Source organism: Nonomuraea sp. NPDC052634 (assembly GCF_040678535.1).
Lineage (GTDB): Bacteria > Actinomycetota > Actinomycetes > Streptosporangiales > Streptosporangiaceae > Nonomuraea > Nonomuraea fastidiosa.
Map to the genome: position 1 here is coordinate 2,532,656 of NZ_JBFATY010000001.1, position 16,989 is coordinate 2,549,644.

General features: G+C 73.7%; 11 protein-coding genes. 7 read left to right on the plus strand and 4 right to left on the minus strand.

Annotated features, from left to right (window positions below):
* Positions 1-30 precede the first annotated feature (30 nt).
* Genes AB0K67_RS11300 through AB0K67_RS11315 form a run of 4 tightly spaced genes read left to right on the plus strand, consistent with a single transcriptional unit; the run spans position 31 to position 3,279 of the window.
* The gene (locus tag AB0K67_RS11300; RefSeq protein ID WP_364056605.1) at positions 31-960 is read left to right on the plus strand and encodes an ABC transporter substrate-binding protein; all 930 of its coding nucleotides are present in this window, start codon (positions 31-33) and stop codon (positions 958-960) included.
* Between the two features lie 59 nt (positions 961-1,019).
* Positions 1,020-2,057, plus strand: a complete 1,038-nt coding sequence (locus AB0K67_RS11305) for an iron ABC transporter permease (protein WP_364056607.1) — start codon at positions 1,020-1,022, stop codon at positions 2,055-2,057.
* Positions 2,054-2,797 (plus strand): ABC transporter ATP-binding protein, encoded by a 744-nt coding sequence (locus AB0K67_RS11310; protein ID WP_364056610.1) that lies wholly within the window; start codon positions 2,054-2,056, stop codon positions 2,795-2,797. Before AB0K67_RS11305 ends, AB0K67_RS11310 begins: the two co-directional genes overlap by 4 nt.
* The gene (locus AB0K67_RS11315; protein ID WP_364056613.1) at positions 2,794-3,279 is read left to right on the plus strand and encodes an ABC transporter transmembrane domain-containing protein; all 486 of its coding nucleotides are present in this window, start codon (positions 2,794-2,796) and stop codon (positions 3,277-3,279) included. Before AB0K67_RS11310 ends, AB0K67_RS11315 begins: the two co-directional genes overlap by 4 nt.
* Here AB0K67_RS11315 and AB0K67_RS11320 read toward each other — a convergent pair.
* Complete coding sequence (locus AB0K67_RS11320) at positions 3,257-4,396, minus strand: acyl-CoA dehydrogenase family protein (protein WP_364056616.1); 1,140 nt, start codon at positions 4,394-4,396, stop codon at positions 3,257-3,259. The two genes, AB0K67_RS11315 and AB0K67_RS11320, sit on opposite strands and share 23 nt — an antisense overlap.
* A gap of 9 nt (positions 4,397-4,405) precedes the next feature.
* Positions 4,406-7,765, minus strand: coding sequence for an indolepyruvate ferredoxin oxidoreductase family protein (locus tag AB0K67_RS11325; protein ID WP_364056619.1), 3,360 nt, complete (start codon positions 7,763-7,765; stop codon positions 4,406-4,408).
* Positions 7,766-7,937: 172 nt separating this feature from the next.
* Here AB0K67_RS11325 and AB0K67_RS11330 point away from each other — a divergent pair, with 172 nt between their 5' ends.
* Positions 7,938-8,384 (plus strand): Lrp/AsnC family transcriptional regulator, encoded by a 447-nt coding sequence (locus tag AB0K67_RS11330; RefSeq protein ID WP_364056622.1) that lies wholly within the window; start codon positions 7,938-7,940, stop codon positions 8,382-8,384.
* Positions 8,385-8,401: 17 nt separating this feature from the next.
* Here the strand turns inward: AB0K67_RS11330 and AB0K67_RS11335 are convergent, their stop codons facing one another.
* Positions 8,402-9,934 carry a hypothetical protein gene (locus tag AB0K67_RS11335; RefSeq protein WP_364056625.1) on the minus strand — a complete coding sequence of 511 codons (1,533 nt, stop codon included), beginning with the start codon at positions 9,932-9,934 and terminating at the stop codon, positions 8,402-8,404.
* A gap of 110 nt (positions 9,935-10,044) precedes the next feature.
* Entirely contained in the window at positions 10,045-10,698 is a 654-nt protein-coding gene (locus tag AB0K67_RS11340; RefSeq protein WP_364056628.1) for a nucleoside monophosphate kinase, read from the minus strand.
* Positions 10,699-10,881: 183 nt separating this feature from the next.
* On the opposite strand from AB0K67_RS11340, the gene AB0K67_RS11345 reads away from it, so the two are divergent.
* Together AB0K67_RS11345 and AB0K67_RS11350 are read left to right on the plus strand one after the other, a co-directional pair.
* Positions 10,882-12,162: a C39 family peptidase gene (locus AB0K67_RS11345; protein WP_364056631.1), complete on the plus strand. Its 1,281-nt coding sequence runs from the start codon at positions 10,882-10,884 to the stop codon at positions 12,160-12,162.
* Between the two features lie 199 nt (positions 12,163-12,361).
* A complete protein-coding gene (locus AB0K67_RS11350) occupies positions 12,362-16,831 on the plus strand; it encodes a hypothetical protein (RefSeq protein WP_364057539.1) in 4,470 nt (1,489 codons plus the stop codon).
* The last annotated feature ends 158 nt before the right edge of the window (positions 16,832-16,989 follow it).

The window sequence follows — 16,989 nt, forward strand, 5'->3', positions numbered from 1 at the left end:
TCTCAGCCCTCCACGGAGGGCAGTGCGCAGGTGACCGAGCAGGCGGCTCCCGGCTTCCCGGTGACGGTGGAGAACTGCGGGCGCAAGCTGACGTTCGACCGGCCGCCGTCCAAGGTCGTCACCGGTTACCACCCGGCGCTGGAGACGCTGCTCGCGCTCGGGCTGGGCGATCGGATCGCCGGGCGTACGAACTTCTCCGAGAGCGCGTTCCTGCCCGGCCAGAAGGAGCAGTACGACAAGATCCAAGAGATCTCACCGACGATCATGTTGCCGCAGAAGGAGATCATGCTCGCCCAGGGCGCCGACTTCGTCCTGGACAATTCGATGGCCGGCTTCGACGCCGCCGGCGGCTACGCCACCGTGGAAGAGCTGGACGCCGCCGGCTCGCCCGTCTACATCCTGGGCGGATGGTGCAGTCCCGAGGAGGTGCTCACGTTCACCCTCGACGACACCTTCGACGACCTGCGCAACCTCGGCAAGATCTTCGGCGTCTCCGACCGTGCCGAAGCGCTCATCAGCGAGCTGCAGGGCGAGCTGGCCGATGTCAAGAAGCGCGTGGAGGGCCGCACTCCGGTCAAGGTGCTCGCCACCGACGGCGGCGAAGGCCCCGTCAACGCCTTCGGCGGTTCCGGGATCACCAACCAGATGATCGTCGCGGCAGGAGGGGAGAACGTCCTCAAGGACGTCAAGGGCGACTACACCGAGGTCAGCGCCGAACAGATCAGCGCCTCCGAGCCCGAGGCCATCCTGGTCAGCGACTACGCCACGCTGCGCGGTGAGGACATGCCCACTTCGCAGGCCAAGGCGGAGGAAGCCTTCGCCATCGTCAGGAACAGCCCGGCCGCCAAGAACAAGCGCTACCTGGCCCTTCCGGTCGCGGCCCAGCATCCCGGCTACCGCAACATCCTGGCGATCACCGACATCGCCCGGTTCCTGCACCCGGACGCCTTCGCCCAGTGACCAGCACGCTCCGGCAGAACCCGGCACCCGCCGGACTCGTTCCCGGGCGCCGCCGCCCCATGAGCCGGTTTCTCCTGCTCATCGTCGCCCTCGTCGCCGCGGTCGTCGCCTCGACCTGGCTGGCGGTGAGCATCGGCGCGGTGCACGTCGCCCTGCCCCAGGCGTGGGGCATCGTGGCCGATCACATCGTCCCCGGCGTGGTGCCGCGCACCTGGACCCCGGTGCAGGAGCAGATCGTGTGGGAGTTCCGGCTGCCACGCGCCCTGCTGGCGTTGCTCGTCGGAGCCGGTCTGGCGGTCGTGGGGGCGGTGCTGCAGGCATTGGTCCGCAACCCGCTGGCCGACCCCTTCCTGCTCGGCGTCTCCTCCGGCGCCTCATTCGGCGCGGTGGTCGTGCTGATCCTGGGTGCCTCCGCGCTGGGCGGGCTGTCGCTGTCGGCCGCGGCGTTCCTCGGCTCCCTGCTGGCCCTGGGCCTGGTGTACGCGCTGGCCCAGCGCTCCGGCCGGCTCACCGCGGCCAGGCTGGTGCTGTCCGGCGTGGCGCTGGCGTACCTGTTCCAGGCCGCCTACAGCTTCGTGCTGCAGCTCGCGCAGAGCGGGCGGGCCGCCCAGCAGGTGCTGTTCTGGCTGATGGGCAGCCTCGGCGGGGCCCGCTGGCCGATGCTGCCGCTGCCGGCCGTCGTGCTGGCCGTCGGGGTGGCGTACCTGCTGATGCAGCACCGCCGGCTGAACGCGCTGGCCGCCGGCGAGGAGACGGCCGTCTCGCTCGGGGTGAACGTCAACCGGTTGCGCCTGAGCCTGTTCGTGCTGACCTCGCTGCTGGTCGGCGTCATGGTGGCGACCAGCGGCGCCATCGCGTTCGTCGGCCTGATCGTGCCGCACGCCGCCCGGCTGCTGGTGGGCGCCGACCACCGGCGCGTGCTGCCCGTCACCGCCCTGCTCGGCGCGGTCTTCCTGCAGCTCGTCGACATCGCCGCGCGCACCGTCAACGCGCCGCAGGAGCTCGCGCTCAGCATCGTCACCGCGCTGTTCGGCGTGCCGTTCTTCCTGTGGCTGCTGCGCCGCCGCTCGGCGGACCGGGCGGTGAACGTCTCATGAAACTCGATCTGCGCGGCCTGTCCGTCGCCCTCGACGGCACTCCGATCGTGCGCGAGGCAGACCTGATGGTGGACGACGGTGAGTTCGTCGCCCTGGTCGGGCCGAACGGCTGCGGCAAGTCCACCCTGCTGCGCTCGATCTACCGGGCCCTGCGCCCCACGGCCGGACTCATCACGGTGGACGGCGACGACGTACACCGGCTGCCCGCCCGCCAGGCCGCCCGGCGCACCGCCGTGGTCGCCCAGGAGACCCCGCCCGACCTGGACTTCACCGTGGCGGAGATCGTCGCCATGGGCCGCACCCCCTACCCGGCCGATCCTCGTGCCGACGAGGAGCTGTGCGCTCGGGCGCTGGACCGCGTCGGCATGGCCGGCGCCGCGGGCCGGATCTTCGCCACGCTGTCCGGCGGGGAGAAGCAGCGCGTGCTGCTCGCCCGCGCCCTCGCCCAGCAGACCCGCCTGCTGCTGCTGGATGAGCCGACCTCGCACCTGGACATCCGCCACCAGCTCGAACTGCTGCACCTGGTGCGCGAGCTCGGCGTCGGCACCCTGGCCGTCCTGCACGACCTCAACCAGGCCGCGGCCTTCTGCGACCGCCTGTACGTGATGAGCGCCGGCCGCATCGTCGCCGGCGGCCCGCCCGATCAGGTCCTCACCCCCGAGCTGATCTCCGAGGTGTACGGCGTGCGCGCCGTGCGCCGTACCCAGCTCGTCTTCGAGCGGCTCAAGGAGGAGCAGTGATCCCCCGGCTGCTGGCCCCGTCACCGTCCGTCCGGTGGCGCCTGGCGGGACTCGTGCTGTTGCTGCTGTCCGTCACCGCCACCTACGTCGGCCAGGGCGTCCTCGTCGCCCAGGCCCTGGCCCGGATCTTCGCCGGCCGGGACGCGGGCTCGATCGTCTGGTTCGTGGCCGGCGTCGTCGTGTTGCAGCTCGTCCGCAGCGCCGTGCTCGCGGTGCGCGAATCCGTCGCGCTGCGCGCCTCGGCCGCGGTCACGACCGAGCTGCGCCGCCGCCTGACCGCGAAGCTGCTGCGGCTCGGCCCCGCGCACGCCCAGCGCGGGCGCACCGGGGCGGCGCAGACCACGCTGGTCGACGGCATCGAGACCCTCGACGCCTACATCGGCCGGTTCCTGCCCCAGGTGATCGCTTCTATTGTGGGCGCCGTCGCCGTGACCGCCGCAGCGCGGCCGGCGACCATCGCTACTTCGCCAGATCCCGGCTGATCACCAGGCGCTGGATCTGGTTGGTGCCTTCGAAGATCTGCATGATCTTCGCCTCGCGCATGTACCGCTCCACCCGGAACTCCCGCGTGTACCCGTACCCGCCGAACACCTGCACCGCGTCCGTCGTCACCTTCATCGCGGCGTCCGTCGCGACCAGCTTCGCGACGGAGGCGTGGCGGCCGTAGGGAAGGCCGGCGTCGCGGCGGCGGGCGGCGTCGAGGTAGGTGGCGCGGGCGCTGTCCACGGCCGCCGCCATGTCGGCCAGCAGGAACCCTAGCCCCTGGTGGTCGATGATGCGCTTGCCGAACGTCCGGCGTTCCTTGGCGTAGGCGACGGCCTCGTCGAGGGCGGCCTGGGCGAGGCCGGTGGCGCAGGCGGCGATGCCGAGGCGGCCGGAGTCGAGGGCGCTGAAGGCGATCTGCAGGCCCTGGCCTTCCTCTCCGATGAGGCGGTCGGCCTCCAGCAGGACGCCGTCCCAGTGGGCGCTCGTGGTGGGCACCGCGTGCAGGCCCATCTTCTCCTCGGGCTTGCCGAAGGTGAGGCCGTCGGCGGCGCCGGGGGCGAGGAAGCAGGAGACGCCGCGCGAGCCGGAGCCGGTGCGGGCGAAGAGCGCGTAGAAGTCGGCGATGCCGCCGTGGGTGATCCACGCCTTGTTGCCGGTGATGCGGTAGCCGTCGGCGACGCGTTCGGCGCGGCAGGACAGCGCGCCCGCGTCGGAGCCCGCTTGCGGCTCCGAGAGGCTGTAGCCGCCGATGAGCTCGCCGGCGAGCATGCGGGGCAGCCACCGTTCGCGCTGCTCGGGGGTGCCGTAGGTGAAGACGGTGTAGCAGGCCAGGGTGTGCACGCTGACGGCGACGGCGACGGCCGCCCAGCGGGCCGCCAGCTCCTCCACGACCTGAAGGTACACCTCGTACGGCTGCGCGCCCCCGCCGTACTCCTCGGGGTAGGGCAGGCCGAGGAGCCCGGCGGCGCCCAGGGTGGCGAAGAGCCCTTCAGGGTAGGTCTCGGAGCGTTCGTGCTCGTCGACCCTGCGGGCCAGCTCCTTGTCTGCGATGTCGCGGGTCAGCTCGATGAGGTCTTCGGCGTCCTGGTCCGGCAGCAGGCGTTCGACGGTCACGGTGACTCCCTAAGGACGGCTTTGAAGGTTGTCCAGCGCTTTCTGGGCGCGCTCGCGGAACTCTGCGACCCTGGCGAGCTTGATGTCCTCGTACCCCCGGATGAGGTCGGGCAGCCCGGCGATCTCCTCGACGACGGAGGCGGTCTCGGGGGTGAGGCGGTCGAGCGCGGTACGTACGAGCCCGCGGTATTCGCCGATGAGCGCCCGCTCGACCCGGCGCACCTCGGCCTTGCCGAACACGTCGAACGCGGTCCCCCGCAGCACCCTGGCGGCGCGCAGGCCGCGGAAGAGCACTCCGGCCGAGCGGCCCACCTTGATCTTGCGCTTCATGCCCATCGCGCGCAGCACGGGCGGGTGGAGCAGCACGGTGACCTTGGCGTCCTTGCCGAACTCGCGCTCGCGCCGCGCCACCTCGGCGGGGTCGAGGTGGAGGCGGGCGACCTCGTACTCGTCCTTGTAGGCCATCAGCTTGTGCAGGCCGCGCGCGTAGGCGAGGGCGATGGCGGTGCCGGCCTCCTCGCCAGCGCGTTCGACGGCGAGCGCGGCGACGCTGCGGACGTCGCCTTCGTACGTACGGGCGTAGGTGGCGTTCTGGTAGCCGGTGAGGTCGGCGACGCGGTCGGCCACGACCTCATCGAACGTCTTCGGCCCGGCGGGCTCGGGCAGCACGGCCCTGCGCACGGCCTCGGGGTCGTGCACGGCGGCCCGCCCCCACCGGAACGCGGCGAGGTTCTGCTCGACGGAGGCCCGGTTGAGCTTGATGGCCTGCTCGATCGAGGCGGCGCTGACGGGCAGGCAGCCCTGCTGGTACGCGGCGCCGAGCAGCAGCAGGTTGGCCGGCATGTGGTCGTCGAACAGCTCTTCCGACAGCGCGTGGGCGTCCACGCAGATCTGCTCGCGGGTGGCGGAGGCGACGCGGGCGACGGCGTCGGCGTGGCCGGGCACGGGGATGCGTCCGGTGACCATGGCGGCGGTGGGCACCACGGAGGTGTTGAGCACGGCGACGGTACGGTCGGGCGCGGCCACGGCGAGGGTGGCGTCGGCCGCCGCCCCGAGCACGTCGAAGCCGATGAGCACGTCGGCGCTGCCCTGCGAGGCGCGCACGTGCCCGGACGGCGGCCGCTTGCCGATCCGCACGTCGCTGACCACGGGCCCGCCCTTCTGCGCCAGCCCGGTCTGCTCGAGGCCGGTGGCGTGCAGCCCGTCGAGGTGTGCGGCCATCTGGAGGATCTGCGAGACGGTGACCACGCCGGTGCCGCCGATGCCGGGCATCCTGATGAGCGTCTCGTCGCCGTGCGCGGCGACCGGCTCGGGCGCGGTGACGGGCGGTTCCGGCGCCTTCCTGGGCTCCTTGGTGCCCGGCTCGACCAGCAGGAACGACGGGCAGTCGCCCTTGAGGCAGCTCAGGTCGGTGTTGCAGGACGCCTGGTGGATGCGGGTCTTGCGGCCGTACTCGGTCTCGACGGGCTGCACCGACAGGCAGGTCGAGACGTCGCCGCAGTCGCCGCAGCCCTCGCAGACCCGCTCGTTGATGTGCACCTTCTGGGTGGGCGCGGGCAGCTTGCCGCGCTTGCGCAGCCGCCGTTCCTCGGCGGCGCAGCGGTCGTCGTGGATGAGCACGGTCACCCCGCCGGCCGCGGCCAGCTCCTTCTCGACCTCGGGCAGGTCGTCGCGGTGTCGTACGGAGGCGATCGGCGCGAGCTCGACGCCCCGGTACCGCTCGGGCTCCGGCGTGGTGATCACCACTTTGCGCACGCCCTCCAGGGCCAGCTCGCGCGTCAGCGACGGCACGTCGAGCTTGCCCTCCGGGTGCTGGCCGCCGGTCATGGCGACCGCGTCGTTGTAGAGCAGCTTGTACGTGATCGGCACCCCGGCCGCGACGGCCGCCCTGATGGCCAGCGAGCCCGAGTGGTGGTAGGTGCCGTCGCCGAGGTTCTGCACGAAGTGCCGGTCGTCGGTGAACGGCGCGAGCCCGATCCACTGGGCGCCCTCGCCGCCCATCTGCGTGATGCCGACCTGGGTGCCGCGCCCGTGGCCGTCGAGCGCGATCATCGCGTGGCAGCCGATGCCCACGCCGACCAGCGTGCCGTCGGCGGTGCGGGTGGAGGTGTTGTGCGGGCAGCCGGAGCAGAAGTACGGGGTGCGGGCGGCGACAACCGGCAGCAGGCCGCGGCGGCGCTCGCGGCGGGGCGGCTCGATGCCGAGGCAGGTGGCGATCGCCTTGGCGACGTCGTCGGCGCCCAGCGTGCCCCTGGCGGGGAGCAGGTCGCGGCCCCTGATCTCGGGGGCGTGCGCGGCGCCGTACAGGGCCTGCTTGAGCTGGCCTTCGAGGAACGGCACCTTGTCCTCGACCACCAGCACCCTGGTGAGGCCGGAGGTCAGCTCGGCCAGCTCGGCGGGGTCGAGCGGGAACGGCATCGCGATCTTGATGAGCCGCAGGCCGTGCTCGTCCATGGCGGCCTCGTCGACGCCGAGGTCGTTCAGGGCGCGCTCGACCGCCGCGTACGTGGCTCCTGAGGCGAGGATGCCGAGCGCGGTGTTGCCGGCGCCGGCCGTCACACGGTTGAGTCCGTGCTCGCGTGCGTACGCGCGGGCGAGGGCGAGGCGGCGGGTGAGCATGTCGTGCTCGGCGTCCAGCGCGGCGGGGCCGAGCAGGATGGGGGCGGGCCCCTTGGCGACGCGCTCGGGCACGGGCACGCCGGCGCGCAGCGGCCCGAGGTCGACGGTGGCGGAGGCGTCGGCGATGTCGGCCACGATCTTCAGGCCGACCCACAGGCCGCTGGCCCGCGACATGGCCACCGCGTGCAGGCCGTACTCGATGATCTCGGCGACCGTGGCGGGCGCGAGCAGCGGCATGGACAGGCTCTGGCACATCGGCTCGCACGAGCTGGGCAGCGTGGACGACTTACAGCCGGGGTCGTCGCCGATCCAGGCCACCGCGCCGCCCAGCGGGGCGGTGCCGGCGACGTTGGCGTGCCTGATGGCGTCGGCGGCGCGGTCGAGCCCGGGGTTCTTGCCGTACCAGAAGCCGGTCACGCCCTCGTGGCGGCGGCCCGGCACCTGGTCGAGCAGCTGCGTGCCGGCCACCGCGGTGGCGGCGAGCTCCTCGTTCAGTCCGGGCTGGAAGACCACGCCGGCGGGCTCCAGGTGCCTCGCCGCCCTGCCCATCTCCAGGTCCACACCCGCCAGCGGCGAGCCAGGGTAGCCGCTGACGAACGCGCGGGTGTCCAGCCCGCGTTCGTCGTCCAGGCGGCGCTGTTCCAGCGTCAGGCGGACCAGGGCCTGGATGCCCGAGATGAGCACGCGGCCGTCGAGTGCCGTGTACTTGTCGTCGAGCGACACGGGGGTGGGAGTCTCGCTCGCGCTCATGCGAACCTCCTGGCTTTCATACGTGCTCGCCTCGTGGCACGCTGCTTCCCAGCACAGCAACCCGGGCATGATATGCGCAAGTATTAGACGAGAAACCGGGCCGAAGACGCAAACAATATGAGTTCATGGACCTGCCAGCCGACGTTCTTTGCGCGTGAAGGGGGCGTACTCCGTGCCTGAGATCGACGAGATCGATCACCAAGTGCTGCGGCTCCTGCGCGAGGACGGGCGCAGGACGTTCTCCGAGATGGCCGAGCGTATCGGCCTGTCGGTGGCGGCGGTCAAGCGGCGGGTCGACCGGCTCAAGGAGATCGGCGTGATCACCGGCTTCTCGGTGCAGATCGACTACGCCAAGCTCGGCTGGGGCATCGAGGCCTTCACCGAGCTGCGCTACCCCGGCACCACTCCGGTCAGCGAGATCATCCGCACCGCCACCGACGTGCCGGAGGTGCAGGAGGTGTTCACGATCGCGGGCGACCCCGACGCGCTGATCCACGTACGGGTGCGCGACCTCGGCCACCTGCAGCAGGTCATCGACCGGCTGCGCAGGGCCGGGGACGTCACGGGCACCAAGACCCTGCTGGTCCTCGGCTCGTGGAGCCGCGACGTGCTGGGCTGAAAGCTCCGGGGCGCAGGTCAGGAGGTGCGCCTGTCCTGGTGGGAGAAGGAGCGCACGAGCAGGCCGATCGCGAGCAGCACCGCCACCCCCAGGCCCAGCATCCAGACCGACGCGCCGGTCACCGGGAGCTGCCCGGCCTCGTGGTGCGCGGGCGGCGGCACCTCGCCCGCGGCGGCGGGGGTGTCCCTGCCGCGCTCGCGGCGGTGCTCGTCCTGCTCCGCGTGCTCGTGCTTGCCGTCCTTGCGCTCCGCTTCCGGGGTCGCGGTGGGGGTGGGCTCGGGCGTCTCCTCCGCCTCCGTGGTGCTCTCCGGCTCCGGCGCCGCCGCCACGACCGTGTCGGCGCAGACGTGGTTGTCGGCGGTGTTCTCCTCGCCGTCGCCCGTGGTGACCGACGCGCAGATCGTCAGCGGGCCCGCCTCGTGCGGGGTCAGGCTGAAGGCGTACGTCCTGCTCTCCCCCGGCGCGAGCGGGCCGAGCGGGCAGGTGAGCGCGGGGCCGGTCTGCGGGCACTCCGCCGGGCGCTGCGCGATCGTCGCCCTGCCGCCGTCGGCCGGGTTGTGCAGGGAGACGTTCGCCGCTCGCGAGGGGCCGTGGTTGGTCACCGTCAGCCGGTACGGGACCGGCTCCCCGTGGCCCACCTCCTTCGGCGCGCCCTCCTGGCGTACCTCGACCTCCGCGACCGCCCGCGCCCTGGTCGTCAGCTCGGCCTCGTCGGGGGTCGCGTCGGGGGCGGTGACGGAGGCGCGGATGGCCAGGTTCGTACCGTTCCGCAGCGCCGGGTCCGTGGTGACCGGCAGCTCGAACGTCACGCTCTGCCCCGCCGGGAGCGCCATGCCGGGGCCGCCGCAGGTGAGCGTGCGGCCGGTGAGCCGGCAACCGTCGGGGAGCGGGCCCGGGGTGAGGTCGCGGTCGAGCAGGCCGGTGGCGACGACGCCCGTGGCGTCCGTGACGCCCGCGTTGGTGACGGTCAGGACGTAGGCCGCGTCGTCCCCGATGATCACGGGGTCGGGGGTGAGCTCCTGGGCGACGCGCAGGTGCGCCGGCACTTTGGGGGTCCCGGACGTGCTCGGCCTGGGTGCGGGCGGGCCGCCCCGCCGTCCTCCCTGTTCGCCGTCCTGTCCGTACGTCTGGTTCCAGCCGCGCGGGCCCGGCTGGCCGGGCAGCGGTCCGTACGGGGAGCTGCGCACGACGCCGTCCGGGCCGAGCGCGCTCTTGGCCGCGCTGCCGGGTGCGCGACCCCAGCCGGAGCCGCGAGCGGCCCAACCGGGTGCGGGACCGAAACCGGCGCCGCCGGCGGCCCCGCCGGACCGGGGACCGAAGCCCGGCTCACGAGCGGCCGCGCCGGACCGGGGACCGAGGCCCGGCTCACGGGCGGCTCCTCCGGGCGCGGACCGGCCCTTCTCAGCGGCGGGCCAGAGGTCGGCGTCCGGGACGGGTGCGTGTATCGCAGGCGGGGTGGAGTTCGCAGGAAGTGCCGTGGTCGCCGCCCAGGCGGCGCTGCCCAGCGCGGCGAGCGAAATGATGATCGCCGCGATCCCGGGCCTGCTCATGTCGTACCCCCGCCCTATGCGCTTGTCTCGACCCGGTGGCGATCCTCCTGCCGGCCGGTCAGGTCGCGGGGGCGGTCCGACCGCAACGATGCGCCGCCATGACCGACTCTTTAGCCGTCGCCCCGGTAGGGCGGCAGGTTGAAGCGGGCGCGGATGGTGCGCTGCACCTCCAGCTTGTCGGCGCGGGCGTCGATGGTCAGCACGTACTCCTTGCGCCGGAACAGTTCCAGCACCGGCCCGGTCTTGCCGTGGTAGTCGGCCAGCCGCCTGGCGAGCGCGTCGGGGGTGTCGTCCGGCCTGGTCACCAGCTCGCCGCCGCACACGTCGCAGCGGCCCTCCTCCTCGGGCCGGTGGGCGATGAGGTTGTAGTCCATGCCGCAGCGCGAGCACAGCCGCCGGGCCAGTACCCGCCTGCGCACCTCCTCGTCGGGCAGGTCGAGGTGGATGACGCCGTCGATGTCGTAGCTCTCCAGGAAGAACTCGGCCTGGCGGCGGTTGCGCGGGAAGCCGTCGATGATGAAGCCGTAGTTCCAGTCGTGCAGGTCGAGCCGGTCCTTCACGACGTCCTCCACGAGGTCGTCGCCGACCAGCTCGCCGGCCGCGACGAGGCGGCGTACCTGGGCGCCGAGCTTGGTGTGGTTCTTGACGTGCCAGCGGAAGATGTCGCCGACGCTGATGTGGACGAGGTCGAGGTCGCCGGCGAGCATGGCGCTCTGGGTGCCCTTGCCGCTGCCCTGCACCCCCATGATCACGTATTTCCGCATGTCGAGCGCTCCCGTCCTGTCGTAGGCATGCTCACCCGCGTATCGGCGATCATGCGCGGAGAGACGCACGAACCGTCGTGCGGGGACGAGGTGCCGCCCGATTACGTAGATCTGCCGATGGTTTTGCGCAGGCGGCGCGCATACTGTCGGCCCTGCCGAGCGCCTTCGAAGCAGGGTGGGTTCATGCGCGCGCTGACCGTGTTCCTGTCGTTCCGGTGGTTCCTGTCGTTCACGTCGCTCGCGTCCACGTGCGCCATGGCAGCGGCCTGCGCCGCCCCCGCGGGCGCGAGACAGGCCGCGGCGACGCCCGACGTGGTGTTCCAGCGGGCCGACTTCACCACGGGCACCGCCGAGGGCACGACGGCGTCGGAGGGGCTGGCGTTCGGGGAGGCCGCGGGCACGGTCTCCTACACCGACGCGCTGGGCACCAAGACGTGGGAGTACGCCCGCTGGACCGGCCCTGAGCAGGCCATCGGCTTCCCGGCCACCGAGCTGATCGCGTCGTGGACGGCCGACGTGCCGCCGGGGAGCTGGCTGCAGGTACAGGCCAGGGGCAGGAACGCCGGGGGCCTGACCCGGTGGTATGCGCTGGGCCGCTGGTCGTATGCGGAGGGCGACGTGCTGCGCACCTCGGTGCCCGGGCAGTCGGACGCGGATGCGAAGGTGGCCGTGGACACACTGGTCGCGGCGGCCGGCAAGCCGCTCAGCGGCTACCAGCTCCGGCTGACCCTCTATCGGCGGCCCGGCTCGGACGTCGTCCCCCGGGTGCGTACGTCCGGCGTGATGAGCTCCAACGTGCCCCGCCGCGAGAGCGTGCCGGTCAGCCCCGGCGGCGGCGCGTGGGGCAAGGAGCTGGCGGTGCCGCGCCGCTCCCAGAACATCCACAAGGGCCACTACCCCGAGTGGAACGGCGGCGGCGAGGCGTGGTGCAGCCCGACCTCGACCACGATGGTGATGGGTTATTGGGGCGTCCGGCCGAGCGAGCAGGACACCGCCTGGGTGTCAGGCTCCGACCCGAACCCCGAGGTCGATCACGCCGCGCGCTACACCTACGACCATGCCTACAAGGGCACCGGCAACTGGCCGTTCAACACCGCGTACGCGGGCCGGTACGGCCTCGACGGGTTCGTCACCAGGCTGCGCTCGCTGACCGAGCTGGAGCGGCTGATCAGCGCGGGCGTGCCGGTGATCACCTCGCAGTCGTTCAAGGAGGATGAGCTGCCGGGCGCGGGCTATGGCACGGACGGCCACCTCATGGTGGTCGTCGGCTTCACCGAGGACGGCGACGTGATCGCCAACGACCCGGCGTCGCCGAGCAACGCGGCCGTGCGCAGGGTCTATCCGCGGGCCGCGTTCGAGAACGTGTGGCTGCGCGGTTCGAGCAGCGGCGGGGTGGCGTACGTGATCCATCCGCGGGGTCACCGGCTGCCCGCCACGACCCCCGGGCTGCCGGCCAATTGGTGACGCAGATTGCCCGTCATGATGTGCCCGAATATGCGGGGATAACTGCTGGTCAGCGGGTGTTCGTGCCCCTCGACGGCCGCCCCGGAGCTGCGTACATTGTCATCCGACAAACGCCGAACTCGACGAGCCTTGCGCGGTGGAACGCCGGATGACCGAGGACGAACCAGCCACGATCGAGAAGACTCGGCCCGTGCGCGACATGCGATGGAACGGTCCACCGCTGCTGCTGTCCGACGCCGGGGCCCGGGTGCTGCTGGCCGGCACGGCCACGCACCGGCCCGCCTCCCGGCTGCCGCACGCGCCCGCCGTGGCCGCCACGCTCGACGACGTCGCCCGCTGCCTGGTGGAGCGGGCCGGGCTGTCCCCGGATCGGCTCGACGTGCTGCTCGACCCGGCCGGTCCGGCCGAGCTGGGCACGGCGCTGGAGCGGGCGGCGCGCGAGGCGACGAGCGTGCTGATGTTCCACTTCGTCGGCCATGCCCTGTTCGGGCCGGGCGACGAGCTCTACCTCGCCACCGGCGCCACCGCCGACCTGTCGGAGGGCACGGCGGGCTATCAGGCGCTGCCGTACGCGCTGGTGCGGCGGATCATGGCCGGGTCGCGGGCCGGGCTCGCGGTCGTGGTGCTCGACTGCTGCTTCAGCGGCGGCGGGCGGCCGGTGCCCGCCAAGCTCATGGAGCAGTCGCTGGCCTGGCCGGGGGCGTACGTGCTGGCCGCGACGAGCAAGGAGCCCAACTCGTGGGCGCTGCCCGGCGTGCGGCACACCGCGCTCAGCGGCGGGCTGCTGCGGCTGCTGCACGAGGGCGATCCTGAGGGGCCTGCCGCGTTCACGCTCGACCACGTGCACCACCGCCTGGCCCGGTCGCTGCCCGCCGCCGGGTTCCCGCGTCCCCGGCGGGAGGCGATCGAGCTGGAGGAGCTGCCGCCGCTGGCCGTCAACCCGGCCCACGCGGCGCCCCGGGTCCGGCAGCGGCCGGTGGCCACGCCCGGCGACCCCGGCAGCCCTTACCGGGGGCTGGCCGCGTACGGGGCCGAGCACGCCGGGGTGTTCGCCGGGCGTGAGGAGGCGACGCGGTCGCTGGTCGCGCGCGTCCGTCAGGCGCTGCGGGCGGCCCGGCCGCCGATGGTGCTCGGCGCGCAGGCGTTCGACGGCGCGGGGCCGCTCGTGCTCACCGGCCCTTCGGGGTGCGGCAAGACGTCGTTGCTGCGCGCGGGGCTGCTGCCCGCACTGAGGGACGAGGTGGGGCGGTGCATCGCGCTGACCCCCGGTGCCGAGCCGACGGCGGCGCTGGCCGCCGAGCTGGCCGCGCTGAGCGGCGCCGATCCCGTACGCCTGCGCGCGATCATCGAGTCCGACCCCGCCGCGGCCCGTCGCGGGCTGCCCGGACCCACGCTGGTGGTGGTCGACCAGTTCGAAGAGGTGTTCACCGCGTGCGGCGACGAGACGGCGCGGCGGCGGTTCGTCGCGGCGCTGGCCGAGCTGTCCGGGTCGGCGGCGGTGGTGATCGCGGTACGCGGTGACTTCTTCGCGCGCTGCGCGGCCTACCCGGGGCTGCTCCAGGCGCTGCGGCGGCCGGAGGTCGTGCCGCCGCTGTCGCCCGCCGGGGTGCGCAGGGTCATCGAGGAGCCGGCCGCGCGGGCCGGGCTCGCCGTCGAACCGGGGCTGGTCGAGCTGATCCTGGACGATCTGCGCCGGGTCGATGAGGACCCGTTGCCGAAGCTGTCGCAGGCGCTGCTGGCCACCTGGCGGCGGCGCACCGGCGGGGTGCTCACCATGGAGGGCTACCGCGCGGCCGGCGGGGTCGCGCGGGCGATCGCGATGAGCGGCGAGGAGACGCTGCGGGGGCTCGGCGCGGAGTTCGAGCCGGTGGCGCGCGGGCTGCTCGAACGTCTCGTCTTCGTGGACGAGCAGGCGGGCGCGCTGCCCAGGCGGGTGCCGGTGGCCGAGCTGAGCCCGGGGCCCGAGTCGGTGGCGGGGCAGGTGCTGGCCGAGCTGGTCAGGGCGCGGCTGGTCACCGTGGAGCGCGACGAGGCGCGGCTCGTCCACGAGGCGCTGGTGCGGGCCTGGCCCCGGCTGGCGAGCTGGGCGGAGGCGCGGCGGGCGCGGCTGCTCGTACGGGGGCGGCTGGCGGAGGACGCCGCCCTGTGGCGGGAGGACGGCAGGAACCCGTCGTACCTGTACGCCGGTGACCGCCTCGCCACGGCGGAGACCGTCGTCGGCCTCGCGCAAGCCGGCCGCCGTGAGACGGCGCGACGGGCGGAAAGCGCGGCGCGGCGGACGCGAACGGCCGGGGCGGACGCGCTCGCGCAGTGGGCCGAAGAGGACGTGCGGCGGGCCGGGGAGGGCGTGCCGGAGGCCGGCCAGGACGCACGGGACGTCCGTGATGCGAGCCCTATCGAGCGGGAGTTCCTGGTGGCCTCGCGCCGCCGCCAGGACCGCAGGAGGCTGATCGCCCGCGGCACCATCGCCGCGCTCTCCCTCCTCGTCCTGGTCGGGGCGGCGGGCGGCGTGGTGGCGGTGGTGCAGGGCGGCCGGGCCGACGCGCGGGCCATGGAGGCGGCGAGGATGCGCGACGAGGCGCTGTCCCGCGAGGTCGCGGCGGCGGCGAGCCGCGCGGGCGACACCTCGCTCGGCTCCCAGCTCGCGCTCGCGGCCTACCGCCTGTCGCCGACGCCGGAGGCGCGCGGCGCGCTGCTCGGCTCGCTCTCGCGTCCGATCGGGGCGCGGCTGATCGGCCACACCGCCCCAGTCGAGCAGGTGGTCTTCCGTCCCGACGGCCGCGTGGCCGTGACCGCGTCCGGCGACTTCACCGCCCGGCTGTGGAACGTCGCGGACCCGCTGCGTCCCCAGGCGCTGGGCGTGGTGGGCGGCCACATCGGCGGAGTGCGCGCGGCGGCGTTCGCCGAGGGCGGGAAGGTGCTGGCGACGGGGTCGGCCGACGGCACGGCCCGGCTCTGGGACGTCTCCGACACCGCGAGCCCGCGCCCGCTGGCCACGCTCGAAGGCCACAAGGAGCCGGTCGGCTCGGTGGCGTTCGCGCCGGAGGGCGACGTCTTGATCACCGCCTCTCCCGACGGCACGGCCCGGCTGTGGAACGTGACAAACCCCCGCAAAGCCGAGGAGCTGTCGGTCGTCCGCCAGGACGCCGACTTCACCGGGGCGGTCTTCAGCCCCGACGGCCGCACGGCCGCGCTGGCCACCGCCGCGGGCACGATCACGATCCTCGACGTACGCAGCCCCTCGACGCCGGTCACGCTGGCGATCCTGACCTCGACGCACGGCGGCCTGCGCGGGCTCGCGTTCTCCCCCGACGGCCGCACGCTGGCGGCGGCCTCGGCGACCGGCACGATCGAGCTGTGGGACGTCGCCGCCGCCGAGCAGTCGGGCACCGCCAAGGGCAGCGGCGCGGCGGTGCACGACGTCGCGTTCAGCCCCGACGGCACGCTGCTCGCCGCCGCCTCGGCGGACGCCGACGTCCGGCTGTGGAGCCTGGACGACCCGGCGGCGCCGGAGATGGTGGGGACTCTGGCCGGGTCTCCCGACGCGGTGACGGGGGTGGCGTTCAGCCCCGACGGGCGGCACCTGGCCACCTCGGGTGCCGACGGGATCGCCCGCCTGTGGAACGTCGCCGACGCCGCCCGCCTCACCCCCCGCGCCCGCCTGGCGCGGCACACCGGCGAGGTGAACGCGGTGGCGATCTCCAAGGGCGGCACCGTGCTGGCCAGCGCGTCCGACGACGACACGGTCCGGCTGTGGGACCTCTCCGACCCGGCGGCCGCCGTCCCGCACTCCACGCTCACCGGCCACACCGAGGCGGTGCTGACGGCGGCGTTCAGCCCCGACGACGACCACCTGGTGACCGCTTCGCGGGACGGCACCGCCCGTCTCTGGGACGTCTCATCGCCGGAGGCGCCCAAGCCGCTCGGCACGATCACCGGCGGCATCCGTTCGGCCGCGTTCGGGGCGGACGAGCGTACGGTGCTGACGACCTCGTCCGACGGCCGCGCGGCCCTGTGGAACGTCGAATCCCCCGCCGCGCCCGCCCGCCTCGCCAACCTCGGCCCCGCCGAGATCCGGCTGACCGCCGCCGCGTTCCGCCCGGACGGCAAGCTCGTGGCGACTGGCTCGGGCACCTCGTCCGTACGGCTCTGGGACGTCTCCAAGCCGGCCCGCCCGCGCTCGGTCGCCACGTTCACCGCGCACACCGGCGAGGTGCTCGGCCTGCGGTTCAGCGGCGACGGCGCGACGCTGGCCACCGCGTCGTCTGACGGCACGGTCCGGCTGTGGGACGTCTCCGACACCGCGAACCCGCGCCGCCTGTCGGAGCTGACCGGCCACGCCGCCGACGTGGTGAGCGTGGCGTTCGCGGCCGACGACCGCAGGCTCGTCACGGCCTCCGACGACCGGACCGTACGCGTGTGGGACGTGGTCGATCCGTCCGCTCCGGCGCTCTGGGCGGTGTTCGCGGGCTCGCGGCCGGTGCGCGACGCCGTGCCGGGACCCGACGGCACCGTACTGGCCGGCGCGTCGGGCAGCGCCGTACAGCTTCATGGGCTGAACGTGGAGCAGGCGAGCGCGCGGATCTGCGAAGAGGCCGGCACGTCGATCACCCGCGCCGAGTGGGACCGCCACTTCCCCGGCCGCCCGTACACGCCTCCGTGCCCCTGAAAAACGCCCGCCCGTACACGCCTCCGCGCCCCTGAAAAACGCCCGCCCGGACGCACCTCCCCGCCCCTGACAAGCGGCCGCCCGGACGCACCTGACGCCCCCGAGAAGCGCCCGCCTGTCCTCGCCTCCGCCCTCATGAGGAGCGGCGCCCGGACACG

Coding starts and splice junctions, on each gene's coding strand:
- AB0K67_RS11305 (WP_364056607.1), top strand. CDS start 1,020: ATGAGCCGGTTTCTCCTGCTCATCGTCGCCCTCGTCGCCGCGGTCGTC.
- AB0K67_RS11310 (WP_364056610.1), top strand. CDS start 2,054: ATGAAACTCGATCTGCGCGGCCTGTCCGTCGCCCTCGACGGCACTCCG.
- AB0K67_RS11325 (WP_364056619.1), bottom strand. CDS start 7,765: ATGAGCGCGAGCGAGACTCCCACCCCCGTGTCGCTCGACGACAAGTAC.
- AB0K67_RS11335 (WP_364056625.1), bottom strand. CDS start 9,934: ATGAGCAGGCCCGGGATCGCGGCGATCATCATTTCGCTCGCCGCGCTG.
- AB0K67_RS11340 (WP_364056628.1), bottom strand. CDS start 10,698: ATGCGGAAATACGTGATCATGGGGGTGCAGGGCAGCGGCAAGGGCACC.
- AB0K67_RS11345 (WP_364056631.1), top strand. CDS start 10,882: ATGCGCGCGCTGACCGTGTTCCTGTCGTTCCGGTGGTTCCTGTCGTTC.
- AB0K67_RS11350 (WP_364057539.1), top strand. CDS start 12,362: ATGCGATGGAACGGTCCACCGCTGCTGCTGTCCGACGCCGGGGCCCGG.